Annotated in this window: 8 protein-coding genes; 3 read left to right on the top strand and 5 right to left on the bottom strand. The window is 60.1% G+C overall.

Features of this window, described 5'->3' with window-relative positions:
* The 4 genes from Q3C01_RS36635 to Q3C01_RS36620 form a co-directional block, all read right to left on the bottom strand.
* Positions 1-438, bottom strand: a 438-nt coding sequence (locus Q3C01_RS36635) for a DUF5050 domain-containing protein (RefSeq protein WP_479684018.1), incomplete at its 3' end; no start/stop codon positions are given.
* A 393-nt stretch (positions 439-831) separates the two neighbouring features.
* Complete coding sequence (locus tag Q3C01_RS36630) at positions 832-2721, bottom strand: adenylate/guanylate cyclase domain-containing protein (protein ID WP_458150149.1); 1890 nt, start codon at positions 2719-2721, stop codon at positions 832-834.
* Positions 2722-2760: 39 nt separating this feature from the next.
* Complete coding sequence (locus Q3C01_RS36625) at positions 2761-3216, bottom strand: response regulator (RefSeq protein ID WP_458150148.1); 456 nt, start codon at positions 3214-3216, stop codon at positions 2761-2763.
* Positions 3213-4394 carry an ATP-binding protein gene (locus Q3C01_RS36620; RefSeq protein ID WP_458150147.1) on the bottom strand — a complete coding sequence of 394 codons (1182 nt, stop codon included), beginning with the start codon at positions 4392-4394 and terminating at the stop codon, positions 3213-3215. The genes Q3C01_RS36625 and Q3C01_RS36620 overlap by 4 nt, the downstream gene beginning before the upstream one ends.
* Before the next feature lie 1056 nt (positions 4395-5450).
* On the opposite strand from Q3C01_RS36620, the gene Q3C01_RS36615 reads away from it, so the two are divergent.
* The 3 genes from Q3C01_RS36615 (at position 5451) to Q3C01_RS36605 (ending at position 7024) form a co-directional block, all read left to right on the top strand.
* Entirely contained in the window at positions 5451-5879 is a 429-nt protein-coding gene (locus tag Q3C01_RS36615) for a hypothetical protein (RefSeq protein ID WP_458150146.1), read from the top strand.
* Positions 5880-5908: 29 nt separating this feature from the next.
* Entirely contained in the window at positions 5909-6298 is a 390-nt protein-coding gene (locus Q3C01_RS36610; RefSeq protein WP_458150145.1) for a PRC-barrel domain-containing protein, read from the top strand.
* A gap of 129 nt (positions 6299-6427) precedes the next feature.
* Positions 6428-7024: an HdeD family acid-resistance protein gene (locus Q3C01_RS36605; RefSeq protein WP_458150144.1), complete on the top strand. Its 597-nt coding sequence runs from the start codon at positions 6428-6430 to the stop codon at positions 7022-7024.
* 73 nt (positions 7025-7097) lie between these two features.
* Here the strand turns inward: Q3C01_RS36605 and Q3C01_RS36600 are convergent, their stop codons facing one another.
* On the bottom strand, positions 7098-12629 hold the full coding sequence (locus tag Q3C01_RS36600; RefSeq protein WP_458150143.1) for a trifunctional serine/threonine-protein kinase/ATP-binding protein/sensor histidine kinase: 5532 nt from the start codon (positions 12627-12629) through the stop codon (positions 7098-7100).
* Positions 12630-12775: the final 146 nt, after the last annotated feature.

The raw sequence follows: 12775 nt of genomic DNA, 5'->3' as shown, positions 1-12775 counted from the left end.
GCGGCTATCCGCGTCGCCGCGCCCCGCTTCGATCAGTGTTTCGATCTGCGAGCCATCCAGATTGGCGCGCATGACGCGCATGCCCTCGCGGTCGCACCAGTACAGCTTGCCGGCCTTCTTATCGAGAATGACCTGTTTCGGCGTATGGGTATGTCCCTGCGGCACGATCATCTTGCGGTTCCGGCCGTCGAGATCGGCGCGCTCGATCGATCCATCGTCGAGGTTGGGAATACCCATGTTGGTCCAGTAGATATGGCCCGCCTCGACATCAACGACGATCCCGTCTGGAAGGTGGGCGCCGGTGACGATGGTCTTGCGATCGGTGCCGTCGGTATTCATCGAATGAATGGCGCCGGCATTGAGCTCGAGGACAAAGAGGCGAGGGTGAGCCGTTGTCACGTCCGCAAGTGGTGGCGATTTCAGTATCGTTTTGGGCATGCGTCATCTCTCTGCTGTCGGCACGGACCGGAACTCGGTCAGGCTTCAGCAGCGACTGTGAGGCAAGTCCGGCCGTGCTTCTTGAATGAGATTGCCGCTCCCGGAATGGTCTTGCTCATTCTCCGGGTAAGGGAGCGATCGAGCCTGCGCGTCACTCGTTCCGACTCTTGAGGAGAAAACCAAATAGGAAGGGATTTCGCTGCGTGGGTCGCGCTGGCGAACTCTTGTCGGCACGGGTGCGGATAGTGGAGGGCTCCGTGAGGTCCAAGGGGGTGCCCGTTTTGAGGTCAATGAGAAGATTGACCTTGAGGCCACTGGCATATCGACGACGGGCGCGAGCGCGGACGGTTTGTGGCTCCTCTCCGCAAAGTGGCGGACTTTTCAAGGACCAGACTAGGAAAGCGTCAGCCATGCTTTGCGTAGGCCTTCGAGGAACCGCTCCCGATCGGCCTCTCGTCCGAACGGCCGAACCAGGCGTTCATCGCTCGGTGTTACACCAGGCATACGATACAGCAACTGATCCAACGCGGAGCGAGCGGCTGTACGATTCCCCAGATGTCCATGGGCAGCAGCCAGGTCCGCGTAAATGTCGGGAAACACGCGATTTGCTTCACGGGCGAGTTCAGCGAACTCGACCGCCTCTTCGTATCGCCCGGCCAGCAATGCGGCCCAGCCCTTGCAGAGATGCCAGATGACCACCAGCAAGCCTCGCGGGCTGAGGCAGATCGCCTCCTCCAGATGCTGCAAGGCAGCGTCATAATCGCCGCCGAACGCGTAACTTACACCAAGATATCCGCGGGCGAACTCTGAATTCGGATTGAGCTTAAGGGCACGACCGAGGCATCGTTGGGCCTCTTCGTGACGACCTGAAAATAGCTCGAAAATCGCCAGCGCCGTGTGCGCCGTTGGGTTACGGTCATCCGCGGCGACCGCTTTCCGCGCCGCTTCGCCGAACCGGTTACGGGACTCGATTGGCCCGTCGCCCCAGCCGAACAACGCCTCGAAATGCCGAGCAAAGGCGAGAGACGCATATGCCATCGAATTTGCCTGGTCCAGCAAGATGGCTTCAGTCACCAGGCGGCGCGCCTCGGCCAGATGCTCACGCGTGAAGCGACAGATGTGCCAATGGGCTCGTACGGTCCGGTCCCAGGCATCGAGCTGACCTGGTTCCTTGCGCTGCGCTTGCCGGATCTCGGCTGCGATAATGCCAGTCTCGATCGCGGCGGCAATGCTCCGGGCGATCTCGTCCTGGAGGGCAAAGACATCCGCCAGTTCGCGATCGTAGCGATCCGCCCACAAGTGGTGACCAGTCGCCGCCTCGATCAGCTGTGCGGAGATGCGGAGACGATTGGCGGCACGCCGCACGCTGCCTTCGAGCACGTAGCGCACGCCGAGCTCGCGGGCCACTTTGCCGACGTCCACTCCCGAACCCTTGTAGGTGAAGGAAGTGCTGCGCGAGATCACAAAAAATGAATGGCAGTGCGACAGGTTGGTGATGATGTCCTCGGTGATGCCCTCCGAGAAATACTCCTGTTCCACGTCCCCGCTCATGCTCGCAAAGGGCAACACTGCGATCGACGGTTTCTGCCGCGGTAGTCGTGCCGATCGGGTCGTGGTGAGCGCCGCCGTGATGACCTCGTTGGCCGGCGTATCGAACCGAACGCGATGGATCGGCACGGGCCGGGCAATGTTCTTGACCTGGTGTTCGCCCATGTCCTCGAACGAAAAATGGAGCTTGTCGCGCACCTCATCACGCACGATGCGGCTGACACAGATTCCCCCCGGCTCCGCCAGGGCTTCCAAGCGCGCCGCGATGTTGACGCCGTCACCATAGATGTCTTTGTCATCGATGATGATGTCACCCACGTTCAAACCAATCCGAAACTCAATGCGCCGCGCTGGCGGAACCTGGAAATTGCGCTGGGCCATTTGCCGCTGGACGTCGACGGCGCAGCGGACGCCGTCGACGATACTGGCAAACTCGACAAGCATGCCGTCGCCCGTCGTCTTGACGATGCGCCCGCGGTGTTCCGCGATCTTGGGATCGACGACCGCGCGTCTGTGGTCCTTGAGTGCGGCCAATGTGCCTTCTTCATCCAGACCCATCAATCGCGAATAGCCCGCGACATCCGCCGCAAGAATGGCCGCAAGGCGACGCTCGACCCGCTCTCCACTCAAGGTGCTTCTCCTAGCACGAGTTGCGCCTCTCCGGTCGGGCTGGCCGCTCGCATTCTGCCCCGGCGCCGTGGCCGGACGAACGGAATCCGCGCGTTGATGCATCATTGGGCTTATCCTCTAGCGACGGGGTCCCGATAGGCGAACTCATAGCACCTTCTTCGCGCTTCCTGGGGGCGGTTGATTTATCACTGCCCAGAACAAGCCCAGCTCTTTGACGGCGTTGATGAACTCGTGAAAATCGACCGGCTTTACGACGTAGGCATTTAATCCGAGCCTGTAGCTCGCCAACTTATCCCTTTCTTCGTGGGATGACGTCAGTACGACCACGGGAATCATCTTGAGCCGATCATCCGATCTGATTTGCTGCAAGACCTCCAATCCATTCACCTTAGGCAGCTTTAGATCCAGCAGAATGACGGCCGGGCTTTCTTCGGGGCGCATGGCGAATTGTTCTCGACAATACAGATAGTCAAGAGCCTCTTTGCCGTCGCGGGCAACGACGACCTCGTTCGCGAGCATGTACTCGCCAAGGGCTGTAAGAGTAAGCTCAACATCCCTTGGATCGTCCTCAACGACCAGAATACGTCCGAATTGACTCATGGCACGCTCACCGTCCTTTCCACGGGCTGTCTGGATTTAGGTAAAGAGAAGTAAAAGGTGGCTCCTTGATCTTCCGTCCCTTCGGCTCGCACCGTCCCGCCATGGCGATGAACGATGCGTTGGACGGTCGCCAGTCCTATCCCGGTGCCTTCGAACTCGTCAGCCCGATGCAATCGCTGAAATACGCCGAACAGCTTGTCGACATACTGCATGTCGAAGCCAACACCGTTGTCCCTCACGAAGATCTCTGACTTTTCTCCATGTTCATCCACGGCACCGATCTCGACTTTGGCGGGGCGACGTGTGCCGGAGAACTTGACGGCATTTGAAAGCAGATTAACGAGAACCACCCTTAGTAGGGCGCGGTCTCCATAGCAGACCGGAAGCGGACCAATGTTCCAGGAGATATCCTGTCCGTTCGCCTGCGCCCCGATCTCGGAAGTCACATCCGCGACCAGCTGCTGCAGGTCCACTGCCGTCGTTTTGGTTTCGGCGCGCCCGATCCTGGAGAATGCCAGCAGATCATCGATCAGGTTACCCATTCTCTTTGCTGATTCGAGAATTGTCTGCACATATCGTTGACTCTTTTCGTCCAGCGAACCCGATGCGTGCTTTTGCAACATTTCCGAGTAGCCGACGAGATGACGGAGTGGTGCACGCAAGTCGTGCGATACCGAATAGGCAAACGACTCGAGTTCTTTGTTGGCTGCTGCCAGCTCCGCAGCGCGCTCGGTCAGTTCCTCATTGAGTTCGCGTATTTCAGCATCGCGCTGCTGACGCTGCTGGAGCTCATCTTGAAGTCGATCGCGTGCGTGGCGGAGATTGTCCTCGATCCGACGGCGAACGGAACTGAAGGAGGCAACTACGAGTGCCGCGAGCAGAAACAACAGAAAGTAAGGGAGGTCTCGCGCGGAAACGTAGAAGCTGTAGATGGGTTCTACGAAAAGATAGCTGAACACCGCCGTGGACAACAGAACGCACACCAAGGCAGGCCCATTTCCCGCGTACCAGGTGACAAGACCGATGACGAGGACGAGGAGAGGTAGTTCTATATCACGGAACTGGTACTCCTGAATCGCGAGCGCGACGGCAGTCGCGACCGCCACAGAAGCGAACGCAAACCCGTAGCGCAGGATCGGTGACTGGACTCGCTGGAATTCGCTATCCCAATACGCCATGTGCGGTCACCCCGACAAATGGTGGAAGGACGTGGTTGATCGTCGCATCAGGGGTCGCATCGTTACCGTACCAGCGCGTGATGTGCCGCCAGGTCGGTCCCCAATCAGAGCGCCGGCCGTGCACTAGGTCTCAGCTATGAAAGACACCAGGCGGCACGACGACGATAGAACGGGCTTGCCTAGTCTTGTCCGTTTTGAAGGAGGACGCCCTCAGCGCAGCGAAAACGCGCACGCCTCGCCATTGGCATGCCAGGGATCCAATGATGCCGCGGAAATAGCTGACGGCCGATTCCTAGCGCTGCTATGGTCGTTGCGGGTCAACTTGGGGGAGAAGGATTGGTCCTGGTGCAAGGCACATTCAATTGAACCTGCACGTTGTAGAAGGGCCAGGAGGACGCGCCTGCAGGCACTCTGCAATCGTGTAGCGTTCTCGAGATCTGCCACCAATTGTGCGTCCACGCGCGCATGCGCGGCAACGCTTTCGGGGCCGTCATGAAACTTCCGTGCCGCAATTTCCTTGCATCTGGCGGCGAGTGCCGCCGTGCTCCCAGCCATTTCGCGCACCGCCGTCGCGGAAACTATCCGATGCGGCCAATCCGGCTCGTGGTCCCTTTTCCGTCGGGTGGTGCGTTCGACGCCATCGCTCGCCCTTGGGCCGAGAAGATGAAGCCTCTGCTCGGCACGGTCGTCTTGCAGGCCACCCGCACAGCGCTTGCGGAGCCCGCCAACCAGCTGTCGTTAATCGAGGGAGGCTTCGAACCCGTCCTCGATTCAAAGTCCGCCAGTCCCTTGCCGCCGACGTTGCACTCTGGGCTCCGGTAGTCAAATCGCTCGGGCTGAAGCTCGACTAACGGTTTGCAGCCCACGACGGTCTTTTGGTCACGAGGTCCGTCAACTCCTGCTGCTGCTTTGCCGACCCCTGAAGATTGGAAAACTCCCTCCTAAGGAAGGCAAGATCGTACAAGCGGTGTTGCGCAGCGCGGTGCAGTTTCCTTCGCACACTCTCAACCTCGTGCGGTGATGTCGCCGCTCAACGAGTTACCGATGGAGAAAATCATGACCAAGCCACTCTCAGAACAACTCGCCGACCTGTCGGTTCGCGCGAAGCATGCTGAAGAAGCTTTCGCGGCGGCGCAGAAGGAAGCGCACGACAAGATCGAGGTTCGCAAGCAGAAGGCGCGTGCCGATGCGACGACGGCCGTCGAGAAGGTCAATCAGAAGATCAAATCCGCCAACGACAACGCCGCGCGGGACTGGAATGTCGTGAAGACGAAGGTCGCTGCCGACATCGCCGCGCTCAAGGCGAACGTCACTGAGGCCAAACACAATCACGATGTGAAGCGTGCTGACCACCGCGCCGACCGGCTGGAATGGGAAGCGAGTTTTGCGATCGACTACGCCCTCGCGTCGATTGAGCAAGCGAACCTCGCGGTTCTCGACGCGATTGACGGCCGCGTCCAGGCCGAGCTGGCGAAACAGGCTTAAGCCATTATCGTCCAAGCTTGGAGAATGTCATGAAACTCTTCCACTTCGCCATGGTTGCGGGCGTCGCGTTGAGCGCGCCCGCGATGTCGTATGCGCAGGTTGCCGGATCCACTCTCCTCGGCGTGAGTTACGGCGAGCTGCGTGATGTCGCGGTCGGCTGGAGCGCCAAGCGGCAAATCCTCGGCCATCCCGTCTACAACAACACGGATGAGCGCGTCGGATCGGTCGACGACATCATCGTCACGACCGACAAATCGGTGTCGTACGCCATCATCAACGCCGGCGGTTTCCTCGCCGTGGCCAAGCACAACGTCGCCATTCCGGTTTCCCAGTTCCAGCTGAACGGCGACAAGCTGGTTCTGCCTGGCGCCACAAGGGAGGCGTTGAAGGCAGCGCCAGAGTTCGATTACGCCAACTAGCCGGACGAAGATCCCGGAGGCGACTGCATTCTGGCAATGCCTCCGGGATCGACTGAGATGATACCAGCTGGCGGAGCGACCATCGTCTCCGCTCTCCCCACACCAAGGTAAACCAGACGGAGAATCAGAATGGCTGATACACATGCCCAGGCTGGACTAAAGCTGGGCCGTTCCGGGTCCGAAGTAATGCGTTCGCTGGCCGACAATTGGTGGCTCTTGCTGTTGCGCGGGATTGCCGCCATTGCTTTTGGCGTTCTGGCGTTCTCCTGGCCTGGCCTTACGCTGGTCACGTTGACCTTGCTGTGGGGAGCTTACGCCCTCATGGACGGCGTTATCGCAATCTGGGCGGCTTTCAATGCATCCGGTGGCGACGCGGGTCCGCGCTGGTGGCTGGGCTTGAGCGGCCTCGCTGGCATCCTCGCCGGTGTCGTGACATTTTACTACACCGGCGCGACGACGCTGGTGCTGCTGATGTTCATCGCGGTCTGGGCGATTATCATCGGCGCCCTGCAGATCTGGGGCGCAATCGCGCTACGCAAGGTGCTGCAGCATGAATGGCTGCTCATTCTTAACGGCGTGCTGTCGATCGCCTTTGGCGCCGTCCTGTTGGCCCAACCTGGTGCTGGCGCGTTGGGGCTGGTCTGGACGATCGCCTGGTACGCGATCTTCTTCGGCTGCCTCTATGTCGCGCTTGCCTTCAGACTAAAGCAGTACAAGCGCGCCTGACGGCAGTCGGACAGTCGCCATCGATGAATTCGCCAGCACATGGTGAATTCATCGCTCCAGGTAGGCGACACTATTACGGCGCGATCCATTCAGAAGCGGCAGGGAGCGTGAAATGAAATGCAGCGCCCCGCGGGATGTTCGCCGTCGCCCATATTCGCCCGCCGTGTGCTTCGACAATTGAACGGCAGATTGCCAATCCCATTCCCATGCCGGCCTGCTTGGTCGTGTAAAACGGATCGAAAATATGCTCGAGGGTTTCCTGGCGTATTCCCGGCCCCGAATCCCGGATAGAGACGATCACACCATCTGGCTGGTTCGCCTCAGCGCTGATCTGCAACTCGCGTACGTCCAGGTCGCTCTCACTCATTGCTTGGACCGCGTTCAAGATCAAGTTGAGGATCACTTGCTGAAGTTGGGTCTGATCCCCCGTTACAGCCGACAAGTTTTCGGCAAATTGCGTTTGTACGGAGACATCGCATTTCATGGCTTCGCTCCGCGTCAGCTCGATTACCTCGCCAATCACTTCATTCATATGAAGTGGTTCCATTCGCGGCTGCGCCCTTTTTGCGAGGTTGCGAATTCGGCTGACGACATTGCCGGCTCGGTCGCCGTCCTTCACGATCCTGGCCAGTAACTGGCGCGCCTCCTCCAAATCCGGCGCATCACGATTTAACCAGCGCAGGGCCGCTTGCGCGTTGACCTTTGTGGCCGCGATCGGCTGATTGACTTCGTGAGCAATTGACGCCGTAAGTTGCCCCATCGTCGCCACGCGATTGGCGTGCGCGAGTTCCATCTGTGCCTCGCGGTAGCGCCGCTCGCTCTCACGCGATTCGGATTCTGCCTGTCTGCGTTCGCTCAAGTCGAGCACAAAAGCGATCCCCTGATTCCGGTCTGCCTCAAGGCTTGCCGCGCCGATCAGCACAGGCACACGGCTGCCATCCTTGCGGAAATATTCCCGCTCAAACGGCCGTGCGGTTCCAGTTGTCCTTATTTCTTGTCGCGCCTGCGCAGCTTGGTCGTGCCATTCTGGCGGCGTCAAGTCCGTCCAGCGTATGCGGCCCCCAACGAGATCATCACGGTCGAATCCCAGCATGCGGAGAAATATGTCATTGGCTTCTAGGATTTGACCTTCGAAGTCCCAAATGATGATTCCGATGATGTTGGCGTCGAGGAGCCGCCGGATCTTCGCTTCGCGCTCTGCCAGATCGCGGTATAGACGGGTATTCTCCAGCGAGATCGCGGCCTGCGCCGCCAGCAGCTTCAATACCGTGATCCGGGCGGGCGCAAAAATACGAGGAGTTAGATTGTTCTCGAGGTAGAGGAGACCCATCAATTGGCCCTGGTAGAGCAACGGCATGCAAAGAACCGAACGGGCCTGGCGTTGACGGACGTAGGGATCGGCTGCGAACAGGGCGCTGGCCGCTGCATCGTCAAGAATGACGCTCTCTCGGGTACGCAGGACATAGTGGACGACCGACTCTGGAAGCGAGGTTACGGCCAACGGCTCATCGCGCAACTGTACGACGATGGTGTCGCCGGTCGTAGCTTCGGCCACGATCCGCGGTCCGGTCTCGCGCGCAAGAATGAGCAGCCCGCGGACGGCACCTGACTGCTCGATTGCGGTACGCATGAGAGTCTCGAGCAGGTTTTCCAGGACGATGTCGCCCGATACGGCCTGCGAAACTTTGAGAACGGTGGCGAGGTCCAGATGTTCAACCGCGGTTTCAATTGTGCCCGTTGGGCCCGGCGCGCGCTCGTCCTGTCTCAGCCACGGATCGAGCTGATCGAGTTGCTGCACCTTTCCGTCTGCTCCCCACCGCAGATAGCTCTGTCGCGCGTTTCGCAGATGCGCCTGGGAACTGGTCTCGAAGCCGCGCCCAGCGTAGAAACGCGCGGCCAGCTCATTGGCGAGCGCCTCGTTGTGAACGAACCCGTTGTCGCGGGCCGCGCGGATGGCCTGCTCATAGAGGCGCATCGCGTCAAGCTCGCGGCCTTCGATGCGCGCGATCTCCGCAGCCACGAGTGCCACACGGTCTTCGAAATTCTCAGGACAGCTCTGCGTCCAAAAGTCGAGCTGCTTGTGTTGAGCTATCAGGGTCTCGAAATGCTGCTGTTTCCTCTCGGGAGGAGCGGAATCCCACGACGCCGCGCTGGAAAGCGCGACATAGAAGCAGGATTCGGCCGTTTCCCAATATGCGCGAGGTCTCCAAAGCTGCGCGTGCGACGAAGCATCCGCGGCGGCCGCATGGTCCCCCGCAAGATAGCGCGCCTGCATTTTTCGTATCCAGTGAAACCACGCGGCTGATTCTAGCGCCGGGTTGCCGGATAAATGCTGCTCCATCTGGAGCTCGTCCGAGTGCCCATCGCTGAGCTGGCCGAATTTCGGCGTCACGCCGCGGAGCGTCCGAATGAGTGCGAGCTGGGTCGTGAGAATATCCGTGATGAGGCCGAAGTGCGCCCGGCGAGTGGACTCGAGATAACGTTCGGCTTCCGCCTCCAGGTCTTCCAGCTGAGTTCCTGACGCGAGGCCTAACGAGATCGAGTGGGCCTGGCAAAAGCTCGTAAACATCAGGTCGCCGGCCTCCTGACACAGACCTAGCGAGCGCTGGATCGTCGCGGAAGCGGTCTGGATGGGATGGGTCCAAGGCAAGACGGTGTAGCCGACAACACAAGTGACCTTACCGCGGAAGCGCGCGAAATCGTCGCGTTCAGCGAGCGACGCGCCCAGGTGGCCAAACCGGAAGCCGTCACGGTGGTGGCCGAAACGAGGACCAATCACATGGCTCACGTGGGCAAACGCCAGGGGCGATCCATCGCAGTGACCATGCTCCAGGCTCAGGTTGGCCATGCGGAGGACGGTAAGGTCGTGGAGCTGCTGCTTATCGGCAAGCACGGTGGGGGCGAGGATGGCGAGCAGAATCTCCATAGGCGCGAGCAAGTCCGGGTCTTTCATTGCCGGCAGATCGACAAGCATCTCAATGGGACGCTCCCCAACGCGCTGCCGCAAGCGACCGTATTCCGCGTGAATCTCCTCCTCAGTGGGATCAGTTGACCATTCGATTCCAAACCTTCGAAGCTGCTCCACTCCGACTTCGATTGCGCGAACGGTGCGGTCCAAGGTAATGTAGAGCGAAATGCGCAAGCGTGTGACGACAGCGACATCGTGCGCGGCTTTGGCACGTTGCGCCAGCAGCAAAAGCCGATTCTCCGCTGGCACCATGTTGGCAGTCAGCCATTCACACTCGGCCGTGTTGAATTCCACAGAGAAAATCAGCTCGTACTCATCCTCCCAACTCGCTTCGGTCAACAACGCACGGGCAATTCGGAGATACGAAAGCGCCGAGGCATACGCCGTCGCGCTCTTGGCGCGTGTGCCGGCCATGAGGTTCAAGGCGGCGAGGCGCTTGCGCTCCTCGGCTGACGTGATCAAGGCGGATCCGCGGTTCAGCTGATTGACGATTTCGAATACCGTCTCCTCCTGCTTTTCCGGGGCGATGCGTGTTGCAAGCAGGTTTCCTATTCGCAGATGCGTCTCGGCGCGTACGTTTTCCGGGATCAGGGAGTAGGCCGCCTCCTGCACCCGGTCGTGAAGAAAGGTGTAGGACTGGTCGGTGCGGAAGATGAGGCCCGCTTGCAGCGCTTCCCAAAGCCGGCGATGCATTTCTTCGTTCGAATGCTCTGACGCCATCTCAAGGAAGTCGAACTCGGCGCTGTTGCCCATGCACGCGAGTAGCTGCAATGCGCGCTGCGTCTCGGCCGGCAGGCGACTCAATTTGCCGACCATGAGATCCACCACGTTGTCGGTGTAACCTCTGGCGCGGATCCTGCTGACATCCCATGACCATTGGCCTTCGTGATAATCTAATGTGAGCAAATCCTCCTCGACAAGTGAACCAATAAACTGAATGGCGAAAAATGGATTGCCCTGCGTCTTGTCCTGGATCAGCTCTGCCAGTGCACCGGCCCGTTCCGGCTCGGAGCGAAGCGCGTCCTCGATCAATTGCGTCAGGTCTTGGCGGCCAAGCGGCGCAAGGACGATCTCCTGCACAGGCGCTCCGACTTTCCGGATCGCATCGAGCTTGCGCATCAGCGGGTGAGAGGAATTGACTTCGTTGTCCCGGTACGCCCCGATCAGCAGCAGGTGACGCACATCCGATTGGGTCAGAAGATCCTCGATCAGATCGAGCGTTGCCGAATCGAGCCATTGCAGATCATCGAGGAACAGGGCAAGCGGATGCTCAGGCTTTGCGAACACTCCGATAAACCGTCGAAAGACGAGCTGGAACCGCCGCTGGGCGTCCTGCGGCGGTAGGTCGGGAACCGGCGGCGCTTCTCCGATGATGAGCTGCAATTCAGGAACTAGGTTTGCAATGAGCCTGCCGTTCGAGCCCAGCGCATCGCGAAGTGCATCGCGCCATTTGCTCAGTTCCGCTTCGCTCTTGCTCAGGAGGGGGCGGATAAGGTTCTGAAAGGCCTGCGCGAGCGTGGCATACGGAATGTCGCGCTTGTACTGATCGAATTTGCCAGAGCCGAAAAGCCCGCGGGGCGGCACGAGTACCTTGTGCAACTCGTTGACAACTGAGGATTTTCCGATCCCGGAGTAGCCGGAGACCAGGACCAGTTCCGGGGCGCCGCCGCCCACAATGCGATCGAACGAGGTGAGCAATATCTCGACCTCGCGTTGCCGCCCGTAAAGCTTCTCGGGGATTAGGAGCCGGTCGGGCGTGTCATATTCACCAAGCGGGAAGTCGTCGATCCGGCGCTGCGCCTCCCATTCGGTCAGACACCTGCGAAGATCGCGCTCGAGACCGGCTGCAGTCTGATAGCGGTCCTCGGCCGTCTTGCCGAGCAGCTTCATGATGATCGCCGAAACGACGCCGGGGACCTCCTTCAATCGATCAGCGGGTGCCAAGGGCGTCCTGGCGAGGTGGCAATGCACCCAGTCCATGGGATCAGCGGCGGTGAACGGCAAGGAGCCGGTGAGCATTTGGTAGAAGGTGACGCCGAGCGCGTAGAGGTCGCTGCGGGAGTCGATCGAACGGTTCATTCGTCCGGTCTGCTCGGGTGCCATGTAGGCCAGTGTACCAGCGAGCGTCTCGGGAGGCTCGGCGGCCTGTCGTTCGCGGGAGAGACGCGAGGCGATCCCAAACCCGGTGAGCCGTACCGCGCCGGTCGTGCGGTTGATCAGTACGTTGGCCGGCTTGATGTCCTTGTGGACGAGGCCGCGCTGATGGAGTTTGCCCAGAGCCGTGGCAATACCGATGGCCTGCCGTAAGAAGCCTTCCACATCCATCGGCGCGCCCAAGAGTTGGTGGAGCGCCTCGCCGCCCGTGTCCTCAAGCACCAGCACAGGCCGGGAGCCGTCGTTCGTGAGCTCAAGCGGTTGCGCCGCCCACGTCGGATCGAGCTCATCCTTCAAGGCGTATTCGTGAGCAAGGCGATCGAGGCTCGAGCGCGACGGGTGCTCGGCTGCAGGCAAAACGACCAGCACGGAGCTCCGGTTGCCGTCATCGCCGACGCGCAACCCTCGGCAGAAGACGCGCTCGCCATCCTCCCACAAAACCTGAGAGCTACCATCCGGATCGCTGTTCAACGCATACAGCACTTGTCGGACTCGGCCAACTGGGTCTCGTTCGGGCCTTCAGGCGAGATATCCAGTGTTTTCCAGATTGTCGGACGATCGACGCTTCGTAGACTAGCAATGCGATGGCGTCACGGCAATCGCCTCGGCGTCGGCCAGGCTGGTCATCA

Source organism: Bradyrhizobium sp. UFLA05-109, assembly GCF_054185165.1.
The sequence above is the reverse complement of the archived record's forward strand: the minus strand, read 5'-3'. Positions and strand labels throughout refer to the sequence as shown.